Below are 15,275 nucleotides of genomic sequence, written 5' to 3' on the forward strand. Positions count from 1 at the left end.
GTTCGGGGAGCTGCGCGGTCGAACTCGTACTGCCTCACAGCAGTCACACAGCTCCTGCCGAGTACCAGAGGTCCCCGATGACACGTTTCTCCCCGAGAACCCTGCTGCACCGCGCAGCCGGCTCTCTCGCCGCCGCAGGCCTGCTGGCCGCGGCCTCGCTCGCCGGGGCGGCCGCCCCGGCGCAGGCCGCAGACATCCCGGTGCTCGCCATCGGCGGCCCCGCCGAGACGGCCCTGTACCCGTACGAGGAGGGCGGCGAGCCGCAGCACTCCACGCTCGGGCTCACCATCAACAACCCGACCGGGAGCGAGGGGGACGACGACTACGAGACCGAGTTCACCATCACCCTCGACCTCAGCGGCATCGCGGGCGTCGCCGACGCGGCGGCGGAGGGGGAGTTCTCGGACTGCGAGGTCACCGGCGCGAAGGCGGTCTGCACGGACCGGGGCATCTGGGCCGGCCTGCGGGGCATCGACGACATCCTGCTCACCGCCGCCAAGGGCAGCAAGGAGGGCGACACCGGCACGATCAGCGTGACCGGGGAGTCGAAGGGCGCGACCTTCACCCCGTTCACCACCAAGGTCACCGTCGGCGGCGTCGACCTCGTCATGGAAGAACTCCCCTTCAAGGAGCAGACGAACCCGGGCGACAAGCAGCAGGCCCCGATCACCTTCACCAACCGGGGCACCCGCGCCGCCGACGGCGTCCTCCTCGGCCTGGTGTACACCCGCGGCCTCGACATCGCGCAGCGCTACGCCAACTGCGAGTACACCGAGGACGGCACGGACCTCCCGGGCTCGGGCTGGACCACCGCCCTCTGCTCGGTCGAGGGCTCCTTCGGGGTGGGCGAGACGTACACCCTGGCGACCCCGCTGACCATCGAGGCCACCACCCGCGCCTTCAACGACATCTTCATCTACCGCATCCACGAGGACAGCGCCGCCCAGCGCAAGGCCCTGCGCGCGGGCGCCTCCTTCGAGCGGGGCGCCGGAGCCGTGCTGAAGGCGGTCCCGGTGAAGGCCCCGGCGAAGAAGGGCGCGACCGCCCGGAGCGGGGACCTCAACCCGTGGGACAACCAGCACGAGGCCGACTTCCGTACGAAGAACACGGCCGACTTCGTGGCGTACGGCGACCAGGTGGCCGGGGCCGAGGGCTCCACCGTCAAGGCCGACATCGGCTTCCGCAACGAGGGTCCGGCGTGGATCGCCTACCTCCGCTCCGGTGAGACCGTCGCCGCCCTCGACTTCACCGTCCCGCAGGGCGCGACCGTCACGGCGAAGCCGGACCGCTGCCACGCGGTGACCGCCGATGGCGGATACCGCGCCGACCAGAAGAGCCCCGCGCCGCGCTACGTCTGCGACACCTCCCTGACCGTGAAGGACGGCGGCGGCCTCGACCTGACGTTCGAGCTGCGGATCGACACGAGCATGGTCGGCGCTTCCGGCGAGGTCACCGTCCGCAGCCCCTGGCTCCAGCAGCCGACGCTGCCGTTCGACCCGGAGCCGGCCAACAACACCGCGTTCCTGATCCTGAACGGCGAGGGCGAGGGCTCCGACGCCGGCGGTGCGACGGACGGCGGCTCCGACGGCGGCTCCGGCGAGCCGTCCACCCCGCCGACCTCGGCCCCGGACCCGGAGGAGAGCCCGTCCGGCACCCCCGGCCCCTCGGCGTCCACGACGCCCGGCGCGGGCGCGGCGGGTACGACCGGGGGCTCCGGCGGCGGGGGCGGCCTCGCCGCCACGGGATCGGTCGCCATGATCGCCTCGGGCACGGCGGCCGCGGTGCTGGCGACGGGCCTGCTGCTGTTCGCGGCGACACGGCGACGGGCGGCCGTGCGGCACGCCTGACCGACGTCATGAGAGCGAGGCGGAGGACCTGGCCGACGTCATGAGAGTGAGGCGGAGGAGGGAACGGGCCTCCGCCCGAAGATCCCGATGCGGCCGACCCGGGCGTCCCCGGGTACGGCCGCACATGGGGTGACCGGGCCGCTGTCCCCTGCGGACCGGTCACTTGCGCCGGGACGTGGTCCCACGACGTACCTGCGGTACGTCACACGTCCCGGCGGAGCCACGCGTGGTTTTCTACCGATGCCGCCCCTGGTTGGCACGGACACCGGGACCAACGAAGGCGGCGCGGTCCCGGTCACGCGCCGTACGGGTGAGACGGGGACCGAACGCAGATACGGTCCTGCTGAAGCGGCCCCGGGGGTCACACCCGGCCGCGGCACAGCTCCAGCAGGGTCATCGCCAGCGCGGTGCCCGGCCGGCCCAGCGCGTCCCTGTAGTGGCTGAGCACGGCCGTCTCGCGGGAGAGGTTGACCCGGCGGCCGCCGGAGGTGATCCGGGCCTCCTGGATGACCGCCGAGACGGCCATCCGTTCCTGGATGAGGCCGATGATCCGGTCGTCGAGGGTATCGATGCGCTCGCGGGCGCCGCCGATCAGGGCGGCGGCCTCGTCGGTGTGGGCGCCGGTCCGCTCGGCGGGGGTGGTGCCGGTGGAGGTGGTGATGCTGCTCACGGTGGTGACTCCCGGTGGGTGGTGGCCCCGGGGGCGACGGGCCCGGACACGCAGAACGCCCCGGGCCTGATGGCCCGGGGCGCCTGGAACGTTGCTCGTCAGTAGCTCAAGCAGCACGACCATGGCAGCCGGCGGGCCGGATGCCATAGGTAAAGACGAAGGTCGTGTGCTGACGCATGGGGACAGTATGGCCCCGGCCCGGCGGCGCCACCAAGGCGGGGCCCGCATCCTGAGACGCGGCCCCGCCGGTCCCGAGGCGCCGGGCGGCCCCCGGGCCCCGCCGCCGGCCCGGCGGCGGGTTCGTGGACGGCCGGTAGAATCGGGAGGACCGACCCCCTTCACCACCGCCGGAAGGCCGCCCCGTGCCCGCAGCACCCCCCGCCGCCCCCGACACCACGGCCGACGTGGTCCTCGTTGTCGACTTCGGCGCGCAGTACGCCCAGCTCATCGCCCGCCGCGTCCGTGAGGCCCGGGTCTACAGCGAGATCGTCCCGTCCACCATGCCGGTGGCCGAGATGCTGGCGAAGAACCCCCGCGCGATCATCCTGTCCGGCGGGCCGTCGTCGGTCTACGCGGAGGGCGCCCCCTCCCTGGACCGCTCGCTCTTCGAGGCCGGGGTCCCCGTCTTCGGCATGTGCTACGGCTTCCAGCTGATGGCGACCACCCTCGGCGGCACGGTCGACGACAACGGGGCCCGTGAGTACGGCCGCACCCCGCTGCACGTCAGCAAGGCGGGCTCGACGCTCTTCGAGGGCACGCCCACCGAGCAGCCGGTGTGGATGTCGCACGGCGACGCCTGCTCGGCGGCGCCGGAGGGCTTCACCGTCACCGCGTCCACCGACGTCGTGCCGGTCGCCGCCTTCGAGAACGACGAGAAGAAGCTCTACGGCGTCCAGTACCACCCGGAGGTCATGCACTCGACCCACGGCCAGCAGGTCCTGGAGCACTTCCTCTACCGGGGCGCGGGCATCGAGCCGAACTGGACCACCACCAACGTGGTCGAGGAGCAGGTCGCCCTCATCCGCGAGCAGGTCGGCGACAAGCGCGCCATCTGCGGCCTCTCCGGCGGCGTGGACTCCGCGGTCGCCGCGGCCCTCGTCCAGAAGGCCATCGGCTCCCAGCTGACCTGTGTGTACGTCGACCACGGGCTGATGCGCAAGGGCGAGACCGAGCAGGTCGAGAAGGACTTCGTCGCCGCGACCGGCGCGAAGCTGAAGGTGGTCGACGCGGAGAAGCGCTTCCTCGACGCCCTGGCCGGGGTCTCCGACCCGGAGCAGAAGCGGAAGATCATCGGCCGCGAGTTCATCCGGGTCTTCGAGCAGGCCCAGCTGGAGATCCTCCAGGAGGAGGGCCCCGAGGTCGCCTTCCTCGTCCAGGGCACGCTCTACCCGGACGTCGTCGAGTCCGGCGGCGGCACCGGCACCGCCAACATCAAGTCCCACCACAACGTGGGCGGCCTCCCCGACGACATCGAGTTCCAGCTCGTCGAGCCGCTGCGCCAGCTGTTCAAGGACGAGGTCCGGATGGTCGGCCAGGAGCTGGGCCTGCCCGAGGAGATCGTCCAGCGCCAGCCGTTCCCCGGCCCCGGCCTGGGCATCCGCATCGTCGGAGAGGTCACCAAGGAGCGCCTGGACCTGCTGCGCGAGGCCGACGCCATCGCCCGCGAGGAGCTGACGGCGGCCGGCCTGGACCGTGACATCTGGCAGTGCCCGGTGGTCCTCCTCGCCGACGTCCGCTCGGTCGGCGTCCAGGGCGACGGCCGCACCTACGGCCACCCGATCGTGCTGCGCCCGGTCTCCTCCGAGGACGCCATGACGGCGGACTGGTCGCGCCTGCCGTACGAGACGCTGGCGAAGATCTCCACCCGCATCACCAACGAGGTCGCCGACGTCAACCGCGTCGTCCTCGACGTGACGAGCAAGCCGCCGGGGACCATCGAGTGGGAGTGACCTTCCCGCTCCCGGTGAGCCCGCGGGGCTCGTAGGGTCGCCGCCAGGTCAACGTCGATGCCGTCGCTCATTCGTTTGGGCGGCGGCATTGTCGTATCCGCTGGGTACGCTGAGTGAAGAGACGAGACTCCGGCGTAGGGGAGCAATCATGAGCGCCGCACCCGAGCCCAGGTTCGACCAGCAGCCGTACCGGTGGCCCGTCCCGCCGGAGGGCGGCTGGACGGCGGACGACCTCGACCGGATTCCGGGCCTCCCGCCCCACACCGAGCTGATCGACGGGAGTCTCGTCCTCACGAGTCCGCAGCGGAAGTTCCACACGCGCGCGATGTGGCTGCTGGAGAGCGGTCTGCTCGCACATCTGCCGGCGGACCTGGACGTGGACCGGGAGATGACGGTCAAGCTGGACCGCAGCAACCGCCCCGAACCGGACATGCTGGTGTATCGGGCGGAAGCCGACACCGGCGCGGACCAGACGTGGTATGCGCCCGAGGACGTCGTCCTGGCCGTGGAGGTCGTCTCGCCCGACTCCGAGGCCCGGGACCGCGAGACCAAGCCCCGGAAGTACGCCGCCGCCCAGATCGCCCACTTCTGGCGCGTCGAGCAGGGCCTCGACGGCCTCCCCGTCGTGTACGTCTATGAGCTGGACCCGGCACTGAAGGCGTACACGCCCACCGGCATCCACCACAACGCCCTCAAGCTCGACGTCCCCTTCCCTCTCTCCATCGACCTCACCGCGATCGACCGGCGCCGCCCCCGGATCGACCGGCGCCGCCCCTAGGCGTGTCCGCCGAAGAAGCGGCGGATGGGTCGAACGTTTGGGCGGCACCCGCCCCCGGCCCGCCCCGATGCGGGAGCCGGCCGCCCTGTACGGCACAATTCGCTGGTATCGCAGATGAGTTGGCTGTACCGGGGTGGGAAAGGGTGTAAATCTCCGTGGCGTTGGACGAGGCAAGGGTGAGCGGCACGCACGGCGGGGGCTGTACGTGCGGCGACTGCCCGCACGGAGCACGCGAGGGACACCGGCGCGCGGTCGCCGCGTTCCTGGCCAAGCGGGACGAACTGGCCGCCGGGAACGGGCTGCCGGCCGGGGTCGCCCAGTCGCCCTCCGCCTCCCGGCAGTGGGTCTCCGACGAGCTGACCGAGTCCGCCCGCACCGTCGCCGAACGGGGGAGGGCGGCCGGGGACGTCTGGCTCCACCAGGTGTGGCGGGCCACCCTGTTCGTCGTCTGGGGTGCGGTGCTCGCCCTGCTCGTCGGCGCGAGCCTCACCGCGATCGGCCCCGGCTGGACCACCGCCCGCACCGCCGGTCTGCTCGCCGCGCTCGTCACCGCCGTCCTGCTGACCGTCGCCGCCCGCTTCCACCGCGCCCGGGGCGGCCTCCTCGCCCCGCTGATCGGCGAGGACAACCGGCTCTCCACCTCCCGGACCGTCGCCGCCGCCTGGGTGCTGCTCGCCGTCTTCGCCGTCCTCGTCCTCGCCCTCCAGCTGGCGGGCGCCTCCGACCACACGGACCGCGACGCGCTGATCGAGGGGCTCGACCTGGTGCGCTCCGCCGGAGTGCTGGCCGTGCTGGCGCTGGTGTGCGCGGTCGCCGTCGTCGTACGCCGCGTGGTGACCGTACGGGTGCTGGGCCAGCGGCTCCAGAAGCTGCGCGCGGACCGGCCGCGCGCCGCCGATCTGCTCACCGACGACTCCGGGCGCGGCTCGTTCACCGATGTGCAGTACGTGCTGGTCAGCGCCGTCGCCGTCCTGTTCGCCGGGGTCCGCCTGGCCCGCCGGCCCGAGCAGCTGCCCGACCTGCCGTGGGGCCTGGCCCTGCTGGTGGCCGTCTCGGCGGCGACGTACTTCGCCGGGAAGTACGCGGAGGGCGGCCGTCCCGTCGTGCTCTCCGTGGTCCGGGCCCGGGAGGCCGGGGACCTGGACGCCCCGATCCGGACCGGCGACGACATCGAGATCCGGGGCGCGGGCTTCGTACCGCCCGGCGCCGGCAGCCCCGACCGGCTGGCCCGGCTCGTCGTACGGATCGGCACGGTCCACGTCCACGTACCGCTCATCCCGGTCCCCGGAGGCTTCGCCAACCCGACCGACACCGTGCTCACCGTGCCCGTCCCGGTCGAGGTCGAGCCCGGCACGGTGGACGTCCAGGTCGTCACCGCCGCCGGGGTGGAGACCAACCGCTGCTCCGTCGACGTGACGGACTGACCGCGGCCGTTCCCCCGCCGGTAGACCGCTGATCGTGTCGCAGCCCTGGTGGGCGTCGCCGTACAGGCGTACGTATGGTCAGGTGACGGGTCTTCGGGAAGCGGGGCAGTGGTGATGAACGGTTACGGCGGCGGTTCGTACGGTCTGAGCGAGCCGAAGGGGCTGCGCGAGCGGGCGCGTGAGTACGCCCTGCTGCCGCTGCGGCTTTTCCTCGGCATCACCTTCGTCTACGCGGGGCTCGACAAACTGACGGACAGCGGCTTCCTCTCCGCCACCGGAGCCGGGTCCATCGGCGAGATGATGCACGCGGTCCGCGACTCCTCCGCGGTCCCCGCCCTCGTCGACCTGGCGCTCAAGAGCCCCGAGGGGTTCGGCTACGCCCTCGCGATCGGCGAACTCCTCGTCGGCCTCGGCACCCTCGTCGGGCTCTGGGCCCGGCTCGCCGCGCTCGGCGGCGCGCTGATCTCGCTGAGCCTCTGGCTGACGGTGAGCTGGCAGGCGACCCCGTACTACTACGGCAACGACCTGCCCTACTTGATGGCGTGGCTGCCCCTGGTGCTCGCGGGCGCGGCCGTGTTCTCCGCCGACGCCTTCCTCGCGTCGCGGCGCCGGCGCATCAGGTAGGCGACCCAGCTCGCCACGGCCGAGAGCGACAGGCCCCCGAGGAACAGCGGGAGGACGAAGGACCACGGGACCTCCCACGCACCGGCCGCGTCGGCCGCGTACCCTCCGGCCAGGGCCAGCATCGCCAGCCCCTGGATCGTCCGGCCGGGCCGGAACTCATGACGCAGCACGGCTGACCTCCACCTGTCCGATTCCGATCTCCACTTCCAGCTCGATCGTCCCGGCGGGCTTGCCGCCCGGGGGCGGCGGGAGCGTGCGCCGGGTCGACTCGTCGCTGTTGATCCTGACCTGGACCCGCTGCCCCTCCTCCAGCCGGATCTCCCCGAGCCCGGCCTCGGCCAGCACCTTCACCGTCACGTCCTTCGGGACGACGACGGCCGCCCGCCCCGCCCCGACCTCCAGCCGGGTGCGCACGGTCCCGCCGGGGGGCACCACCACCCCGGACAGGTCGAGCCGGGCGTCGCCGGTGCCCAGCTCGTAACCCTGCTGTACGGCGGAGACCTCGGCCGGCCGCCACTCCTGGCGGGCCCAGTCGGTGCTGATCTCCTTCGGCAGCACCGCCGCGCCCGCCAGCAGCACCGCCGTGACGACCGCCATCAGAACCGTGCCGAAACCGGTCCGCCCCAGCACCGAGGAGACCAGCAGGCCGAGCCCGAAGACCGCGAGCGCGGCGACCAGGCCGATCTGCAGCGCTGTGCCCAGCGGCTGCTGCTCCCAGCTCAGCCCGGTGCCCAGACCGCCGGCCACCAGTGCGGTGAGGAGGACGAGGCCGCCGATCGAGCGCGGTCCCGGCGGGGCGGGCGCCGGGGCCGGCGGCCGGAACGGGGCGTCCGGGCTGGGACGCCCGGCCCGCACCTTCGCCTGCGCCGCGTCCAGGTCCGTGTCCGGGGGGCCCCACAGATAGCCGGGGCCGACCGGCCCCGTCGTACCGTCCTTGACGATCGGGTCCCGCCACCACGAGGGACCGCCCGGCGTCGGCGGTGCCTTCACCTCCGGCGGGGCCGTACCGAGGCCGCCGGCGTGCGGGTGGGCGGGGGCGGCCGCGGGGGTGCCCCGCGGGGCCGCCGGGTCCTCCGGTGCCGCCTCCCGGCGGGACTGCGTCCACACCGAGCAGCCGACGACGGCCACCGACAGCAGCGCGGCGAACGCGAGCATGCCCCGGTTGCCCAGCATCGACAGGAAGAGCCCGCAGCCGATCAGCGCCAGCAGCAGCGCCACCAGGGACGCCCCGTCGACCCGGCCCGACAGCAGCCGGCGCGCCTCGTTCTCCTCCTCGCCCTCCAGGGGCAGCAGGAGCCAGGCGAAGCCGTAGAAGATCAGACCGATCCCGCCGGTCGCCGAGAGGACGCCGAGCACGATCCGGAAGATCACCGGGTCCACGTCGCAGTACCGGCCGAGTCCGCCGCAGACCCCGGCGACCACCTTCTGCCGCGGGCTGCGGCGCAGCGGCGGTCTGGGTGCGTCGGGGGGCGCGGTGCCGGGAGCGGCGTCCGAAGGAGCGGTCATGCCTCCATGGTGACGGCCCGCACCGCCCGGCGGGACCCGTGGCGACCCTGGCCGGTCCCTGATTTTGCGCCGGGCTCCCCCGCAGGGGGCCGGAGGCTCCCCGGGGCGGAGGCTCCCCGGGGGTCGGCGGCTCCCTGGGCCCGGAGGCTCCCGGGCCTGGAGGCTCCGGGCCCGGAGGCTCTCGGGGCCGGAGGTGGGGGGCGGGTGGCCGCAGGCGCGGGGGTGGGGAAAGCATCAGGGTCGATCAGGGGGACTACCCTGATGCCTCGCGCCCTCGCCGCGTGTGACGATCGGGGTATGCCAGCCGCCACCGCCCGAGCCGCCAGCTCTCTCGCCGCCGACCCGGAGGAGCCGCCGCTGCGCAAGCTGTACCGCAGCGCCGACGGGCGGATGCTGGGCGGCGTCGCGCGCGGGCTCGCCGGACACCTCGGGCTGCCGGTCGCCTGGGTCCGGTTCGTCTTCCTCGGGCTCTTCCTCAGCGACGGCCTGGGCGCCCTGCTGTACGCGGTGTTCTGGATCGTCGTCCCCCTCGGCGTCGGCGGCGTGGACGCCCCGCGCTCGGTGTTCGAGACCGCCGCCGACGGCCGGCGCAGGCTCCGCAAGCCGGACCCGGGCCAGGTCTTCGCGCTGGTCGCCCTGCTCGTCGGGGCCCTCGTCTTCGTCGCCAACGTCGACATGGGCAGCGAGGCCGACCGCTACATCTGGCCGACGCTCCTCATCGGCGCGGGCTCCGTCCTCGTCTGGCGCCAGGCGGACAACGCACGGCGCGCCCGCTGGATGGAGGTCGGCCGCCGCCGCCGGCTGCTCCAACTGGCCCGCGCGCTCGCCGGGGTCGCGCTCGTGGGCCTCGGGCTCGCCGTCTTCATGGTGGTGCGGGGCTCGGCCGCCCAGCTGGGCAACGTTCTGACCGCCGCCATCGCCGTCCTCACCGGCATCGCCCTGCTCGCCGGCCCCTACCTGGTCCGGATGGTCCAGGACCTCTCCGAGGAGCGGCTGATGCGTATCCGGGCCCAGGAGCGCGCCGAGGTCGCCGCCCATGTCCACGACTCCGTCCTGCACACCCTCACCCTGATCCAGCGCAACGCGGACGACGGCGGCGAGGTCAGACGCCTGGCCCGCGCCCAGGAGCGCGAGCTGCGCAACTGGCTCTACAACCCCGAGGGCACCGGCAAGGACGAGGACGACGAACCGGAGACCCTGGCCGAGGCCGTGAAGCGGGCCGCCGCCGAGGTGGAGGACAAGCACGGCGTCCCCCTGGAGGTCGTCGTGGTCGGCGACTGCCCCCTCGACGACAAGCTGGGCGCACAGATGCAGGCCGCGCGCGAGGCGATGGTGAACGCCGCCAAGTACGGTGGCGAGGGCGGTGCCGTGCAGGTCTTCGCGGAGGTCGAGGGCGCTTCGGTCTTCGTCTCCGTCAAGGACCGGGGTCCGGGGTTCGACCTGGACGAGGTTCCCGCCGACCGGATGGGCGTACGAGAATCAATCATCGGCCGGATGCAGCGCAACGGCGGCAGCGCCCGGCTGCGTTCGGTGCCCGGTGGGGGCACCGAGGTCGAGCTGGAGATGGAAAGGGCGAGCGAATGACCGAGAACACCGAAGCCACCGGGGGCCCGGAGCGACGGGTACGGGTCGTGCTCGTCGACGACCACCGGATGTTCCGTACCGGGGTGCAGGCCGAGATCGGCCGCACCGAGGAGACCGGCGTCGAGGTGGTCGGCGAGGCCGCCGACGTCGACCAGGCGGTCACCGTCATCACGGCGACCCGCCCCGAGGTCGTCCTCCTCGACGTCCACCTCCCCGGCGGCGGCGGCGTCGAGGTGCTGCGCCGCTGCGCCCCGCTGATGGGCGCGGCCGACGACCCGGTCCGCTTCCTCGCGCTCTCCGTCTCGGACGCCGCCGAGGACGTCATCGGCGTGATCCGGGGCGGCGCCCGGGGCTACGTCACCAAGACGATCACCGGCACCGACCTGGTCGACTCCGTCTTCCGCGTCCAGGAGGGCGACGCGGTCTTCTCCCCGCGCCTGGCCGGCTTCGTCCTGGACGCCTTCGCCTCCACGGACGCCCCGCCGGTCGACGAGGACATGGACCGCCTCACCCAGCGCGAGCGCGAGGTGCTGCGGCTGATCGCGCGGGGTTACGCGTACAAGGAGATCGCGAAGCAGCTGTTCATCTCGGTGAAGACGGTCGAGTCGCACGTGTCGGCGGTGCTGCGCAAGCTCCAGCTCTCCAACCGGCACGAGCTGACCCGGTGGGCGACGGCGCGACGGCTGGTGTGAGCCTGGGCGGGCCGCCGCTTCCTCAGCCGCGCCCCGGCTCCACGACGTCCGGCGCCCGGTCCGGCTCCGCGTCCTCCGCCCTCGGCCCGGCCCTCGGCCCGGCTCCGCGTCCTCCGGCTCTCAACCCGGCTCCAGGGAGATGTTGACCTTCTCGCCGATCCGGCGGTAGCCGATGCTCGCGTAGATCCGCTCCACGTCGGCGTCGCCCGGCTCCAGCCAGACCGTCCGGCAGCCCTGGGCGAAGGCCCGTTCCGTCAGCCAGGCGGAGAGCGCGGCGCCGACGCCCCGGCGGCGGAAGGGGGCGGCGACGGCGAGGCCGGCCAGTTCGCTGAGGCCGTCGACCGCGAGCGAGCAGCCACCCGCCCCGGCCGGGGCGCCGTCGAGGACCGCCAGTGCGGCGACCCCGTCACCGGTGGCCGAGGCGCGCAGCCACTCGGTCGTTGCCGGCTCGGGTTCGCCCTCGCCGCCGAAGCCGTGGTGCTGGACGCGGGCGGCGTCGGTGAACTCCGCTTCGGTGTTCGGCACCGTGACGCGAAGACCGTCCACCGGCTTCGGCGTACGCAGGTCCTCGGGGCCGCAGGCCAGCAGCGGGGCCCGGTTCTCCACGGTGAAACCGGCGGCCAGCAGGGCCGGTTCGACGGCCGGGGCCCAGGCGGGCAGGAACTCCAGGCGCGGCAGCCGCTCCCGCTTACGGAACGCCTCGACCAGGGCCGCCACGTCGTCCGCCGTGGGCTCCGCTCCCCGGTCGGGGATGGCGTAGTTGGCGTACTTCAGCTCCCATCCCGGGTTGTACCGGACGGTGAACGGGCCCACCCGGTAGTGGGCGGGGGAGCGCAGCGTGAGCGTGCGGGCGTAGTCCTGGACGGCGTTCGCCATCGACATGGGGGGCTCCTTCGGCGGGAGGTGGTCGCCGCCGGGGACTATGCCACCCGGGTCGCTCCGGCGAAAGGCATCTGATCGACGGGAGCGATGCGCACCGGCGCTCCGGGGCGCGGGGCGTGGATCATCTGGCCGCCGCCGATGTAGAGGCCGACGTGGCTGATCCCGGAGTAGAAGAACACCAGGTCGCCGGGGGCCAGTTCGGAGCGGGAGACCCGCTGTCCGGCGTTGATCTGGGTGTAGGTGGTGCGGGGCAGGCTGACGCCCGCCGCCTGCCACGCCGCCTGGGTCAGCCCGGAGCAGTCGAAGGCGTTCGGGCCGGTCGCGCCCCAGACGTACGGCTTGCCGATCGCCCCGTGCGCGAAGGAGACCGCCCGAGCCGCGCGGGAGTTGGGGGCGGCGGCCGGGGTGCGGGGGGCCGAGCGGTCGGCGTGGGCGGGGCCGCCGCCGTGGCGGGCGTCGGCCGAGCGTTCGTACGCGGCGCGCTCGTCGGCGGTGAGGGTGGCCAGGAGCGCGCGGGCGTCGGCCAGCTTGGTGTGGATCGCGGTGCGGTGTTCGCGCAGCTCGGCCCGGCGGGCGGCGAGCGCCTCGGTCTCCCGGTCGGCGCGCGCCTTGACCCGGGCGATGCCGGAGAGCTGGCGCCGGACGGAGCTGAGCAGGCTCGTCTGCCGGTCGCCCGCCCGGTCGAGGTGGGCGGCGCGTTCCAGGTAGCTGTCGGGGTCCGAGGAGAGCGCCAGCTGTACGGCGGGGTCGAGGGCGCCGGTGCGGTACTGCGCGGTGGCCAGCGAACCGAGCGCGTGGCGGGCGGTGTTGAGTCGCTCGGTGCGGCGGGCGGCCTCGTCGGTCAGGGTGTCGACCGCCTTCGCGGCGGCCGCCTCCTTCTCCTTCGCCCCGTTGTACTTCTCGGTGGCGACCTCGGCGTCGTGGTAGAGCCGGTCCACCTTCGCCCGCACCTGGGCGGCGGTGGGGGCGGGCTCGGCGGGTGCGGCGCCGGCCCCGGTGGCCGAGGTGGCGGTGGCGGCCCCGGCGAGCGCCAGGGTGGCGGCGGTGCGGGCAGCAGGGCCGGTGAACGGGCGCTGCTTGGGTTTCCGGTGAGCGGATTTCCGGTGCGCTGCCACGAGGGCGGCATCCTTCCTGTCGGCTGCCCGCCGGGGGATGCCGACAGGTCCGCCAGGGACGCTAATCCGGCCACGGGGAAAAGGGTCGCCATGACAGCTATTGCCCGGATGTGACGGTTCGGCGTTGCCGGATGACCGGAGACGTGGAGCCGGAATTGATCATTCCGGCAGGTTCGGGCGCAGAGCGCACCGTTCCGGCGAAGGGCCCAGGAAAGGCTTACCTCACTGAATGGTGCTGCTCCGGCCATGGCTAGGCTCCGGAACCATGAACGCACTCATCGGCGTCTTCGTCGCCCTGCACATCATCGGCATCGCCTCCCTGCTGGGCGGCTTCCTGACGCAGATGAAGGCCATCGGCGCGGGCACCGCACGCTTCGTCCCGGCCATGCTGCACGGCGCGCTGACCATGCTGGTCACCGGCGTCGCCCTGGTCGGGCTCAACCAGGCCGACGACCAGGCCGTGAACAACGTCAAGATCGGCGTGAAGCTGCTGCTCCTCGTCGTCATCCTCGCCCTGGTCTACGTCAAGCGGGACGAGGAGAAGGTGGAGAAGGGCGCGTTCGCGGCGGTCGGCGGGCTGACGGTCGCCAACATCTTCATCGCCACGCTCTGGAGCTGAGCGGCCCCGGGCGCACAGCCCCCGCGGGGCTGTGCGCCGTCCGTCCTACGCCGGGCGCACACTGCCGTAGATCGGCATGTAGTAGATCGACTCCTCGCGGACGTTCGTCCCCGGCTTCGGGGCGTGGATCATCATCCCGTCGCCCTTGTAGATGCCGACGTGGCTGATGTCGTCGTAGAAGAAGACGAGGTCCCCGGGCTGGAGGTCGGACGTGGCGACCCGGGTGCCGACCTTCACCTGGTCCCAGGTGGTCCGGGGCAGGGTCACGCCCGCCTCCCGCCAGGCCGCCTGGGTCAGCCCCGAGCAGTCGTACGAGGCCGGGCCCGAGGCCCCCCACACGTACGGCTTGCCGATCTGGGCGCGGGCGAAGGCCAGCACCTTCTCGGCCTTGGTGGCGTAGCCGCTGTCGGCACCGGTCCCCGTGCCCGTGCCCGTACCGGCCCCCGGGCTCGTCCCCGTACCCGTACCGCTGCCGGAACCGGAGCCGGACTCCTTCGCGGCCTCCTCCCGCGCCTTCTGTTCGGCCTGCTCGGCCTCCTCGCGCTCCTTCTTCTCGGCGGCCTGGCGGCGGGCCAGCTTCTCCGCCTTCTCCTTGGCCTCGGCCTCCTTCTTGCGCTCCAGCTCCGCCAGCCGCGCCTTCTCCTCGGCGGTCAGCCTCGACAGCAGGGACCGGGCCTCGGTGAGCTTGGTCTGCACGTCCTGCTTGCTGGAGCGGAGCGTGGCCTGGGTCCTGGTGAGCGCCTCCAGGCTCTTCACGGCCTCCGCGCGCTTCTTCGACGCCGCGGCCTGCTGCGTACGGAAGTCGTCGACGGCCTTCTGCTGCCGCTCCGTCGCCCGGCTCATCAGCCGGCTCTGGTCGAAGTACCCCTGCGGGTCGTCCGCCAGGAAGAAGGTCGCGGTGGGGGTGATGCCGCCGGTGCGGTACTGCGCGGCCGCGAAGGCCCCCAGCTCCCGGCGCGCCTCGTTGATCCTCTCGGTCCGCTTCGCCACGTCGGAGAGCAGCGTGTCGACCTTGGTGCGCTGGGCCGTGGAGGCGGCCTTGGCGCGGTTGTACTGCTGGGTCGCGCTGCCCGCCTGCCGGTAGAGCTCGTCGACCTTCTTCTGCACGTCCTCGATGGCCGGCTTCGGCTCCGCGGGGGCCGCTGTCGCGCTCTGCGTGGAGAGCAGCGTCACCGAGGCCAGCGCGGCCGTCGTGAACCCGACGGCGGGGGTGGTGCGCACCTTCGTGCGCGGCTTGCGATGCGATGCCAAGACCGGCATCTCCTTCCGTGGACCGCCTACCGGGTTAGCTGTCGGGTTCGGACGGAACGGAAGGCTGTCCTACGGTCCGGATACGAGGGTACGGACCGATTCACCCCGGTTCTGCGTGTGGGTCCCCGGTTCCGGACCGCTGGGTGGGCAGCACGGATTCGGCAGAGGTGACCGTGAGACGCGGTTCGCCTCAGGGAGATACGGATCACCTGACCGAGCACGCTAGCCAACCCGCGGCACCGCTGGGAAGGAGGGTGAGCGATATGCCCGATACATTTTCGTGACCTTCTCGGATCCGGGGCCCCGCACCCCCTCCGACCGGGCGTTCCTTCAC

At 73.1% G+C, this 15,275-nt stretch carries 13 protein-coding genes and 1 riboswitch; of the genes, 8 read left to right on the forward strand and 5 right to left on the reverse strand.

Annotated features, from left to right (window positions below):
* The first annotated feature begins 77 nt into the window (after window positions 1-77).
* Window positions 78-1,847, forward strand: coding sequence for a peptidase (locus AB0917_RS13410; RefSeq protein ID WP_366819646.1), 1,770 nt, complete (start codon window positions 78-80; stop codon window positions 1,845-1,847).
* A 361-nt stretch (window positions 1,848-2,208) separates the two neighbouring features.
* Here AB0917_RS13410 and AB0917_RS13415 read toward each other — a convergent pair whose 3' ends face one another.
* Window positions 2,209-2,517 carry a chorismate mutase gene (locus AB0917_RS13415; RefSeq protein ID WP_366819647.1) on the reverse strand — a complete coding sequence of 103 codons (309 nt, stop codon included), beginning with the start codon at window positions 2,515-2,517 and terminating at the stop codon, window positions 2,209-2,211.
* A gap of 362 nt (window positions 2,518-2,879) precedes the next feature.
* On the opposite strand from AB0917_RS13415, the gene guaA reads away from it, so the two are divergent.
* The 4 genes from guaA to AB0917_RS13435 all read left to right on the forward strand — a co-directional run bounded on the left by guaA (window position 2,880) and on the right by AB0917_RS13435 (window position 7,292).
* Window positions 2,880-4,466 carry a glutamine-hydrolyzing GMP synthase gene (gene guaA, locus AB0917_RS13420; protein WP_366819648.1) on the forward strand — a complete coding sequence of 529 codons (1,587 nt, stop codon included), beginning with the start codon at window positions 2,880-2,882 and terminating at the stop codon, window positions 4,464-4,466.
* A gap of 148 nt (window positions 4,467-4,614) precedes the next feature.
* Window positions 4,615-5,244 (forward strand): Uma2 family endonuclease, encoded by a 630-nt coding sequence (locus AB0917_RS13425; protein WP_366819649.1) that lies wholly within the window; start codon window positions 4,615-4,617, stop codon window positions 5,242-5,244.
* 155 nt (window positions 5,245-5,399) lie between these two features.
* Window positions 5,400-6,668 (forward strand): hypothetical protein, encoded by a 1,269-nt coding sequence (locus AB0917_RS13430; protein WP_366819650.1) that lies wholly within the window; start codon window positions 5,400-5,402, stop codon window positions 6,666-6,668.
* A 114-nt stretch (window positions 6,669-6,782) separates the two neighbouring features.
* Complete coding sequence (locus AB0917_RS13435) at window positions 6,783-7,292, forward strand: DoxX family protein (RefSeq protein WP_366819666.1); 510 nt, start codon at window positions 6,783-6,785, stop codon at window positions 7,290-7,292.
* A gap of 156 nt (window positions 7,293-7,448) precedes the next feature.
* Here AB0917_RS13435 and AB0917_RS13440 read toward each other — a convergent pair whose 3' ends face one another.
* On the reverse strand, window positions 7,449-8,798 hold the full coding sequence (locus tag AB0917_RS13440; RefSeq protein WP_366819651.1) for a PspC domain-containing protein: 1,350 nt from the start codon (window positions 8,796-8,798) through the stop codon (window positions 7,449-7,451).
* Window positions 8,799-9,095: 297 nt separating this feature from the next.
* On the opposite strand from AB0917_RS13440, the gene AB0917_RS13445 reads away from it, so the two are divergent.
* Window positions 9,096-10,382 carry a PspC domain-containing protein gene (locus tag AB0917_RS13445; protein WP_366819652.1) on the forward strand — a complete coding sequence of 429 codons (1,287 nt, stop codon included), beginning with the start codon at window positions 9,096-9,098 and terminating at the stop codon, window positions 10,380-10,382.
* Complete coding sequence (locus tag AB0917_RS13450) at window positions 10,379-11,074, forward strand: response regulator transcription factor (protein ID WP_084748772.1); 696 nt, start codon at window positions 10,379-10,381, stop codon at window positions 11,072-11,074. Before AB0917_RS13445 ends, AB0917_RS13450 begins: the two co-directional genes overlap by 4 nt.
* A gap of 120 nt (window positions 11,075-11,194) precedes the next feature.
* Here the strand turns inward: AB0917_RS13450 and AB0917_RS13455 are convergent, their stop codons facing one another.
* Window positions 11,195-11,956 carry a GNAT family N-acetyltransferase gene (locus AB0917_RS13455; protein WP_366819653.1) on the reverse strand — a complete coding sequence of 254 codons (762 nt, stop codon included), beginning with the start codon at window positions 11,954-11,956 and terminating at the stop codon, window positions 11,195-11,197.
* Between the two features lie 38 nt (window positions 11,957-11,994).
* Window positions 11,995-13,071, reverse strand: coding sequence for a C40 family peptidase (locus AB0917_RS13460; protein WP_366819654.1), 1,077 nt, complete (start codon window positions 13,069-13,071; stop codon window positions 11,995-11,997).
* A 265-nt stretch (window positions 13,072-13,336) separates the two neighbouring features.
* Here AB0917_RS13460 and AB0917_RS13465 point away from each other — a divergent pair, with 265 nt between their 5' ends.
* Entirely contained in the window at window positions 13,337-13,690 is a 354-nt protein-coding gene (locus tag AB0917_RS13465; protein ID WP_366819655.1) for a hypothetical protein, read from the forward strand.
* Between the two features lie 45 nt (window positions 13,691-13,735).
* Here the strand turns inward: AB0917_RS13465 and AB0917_RS13470 are convergent, their stop codons facing one another.
* Window positions 13,736-14,950: an NlpC/P60 family protein gene (locus AB0917_RS13470; RefSeq protein WP_366819656.1), complete on the reverse strand. Its 1,215-nt coding sequence runs from the start codon at window positions 14,948-14,950 to the stop codon at window positions 13,736-13,738.
* A riboswitch (cyclic di-AMP (ydaO/yuaA leader) is annotated at window positions 14,949-15,115 on the reverse strand. (Overlaps the previous gene by 2 nt.)
* Window positions 15,116-15,275 lie beyond the last annotated feature (160 nt).

Source organism: Streptomyces sp. NPDC007346 (assembly GCF_040703535.1).
Lineage (GTDB): Bacteria > Actinomycetota > Actinomycetes > Streptomycetales > Streptomycetaceae > Streptomyces.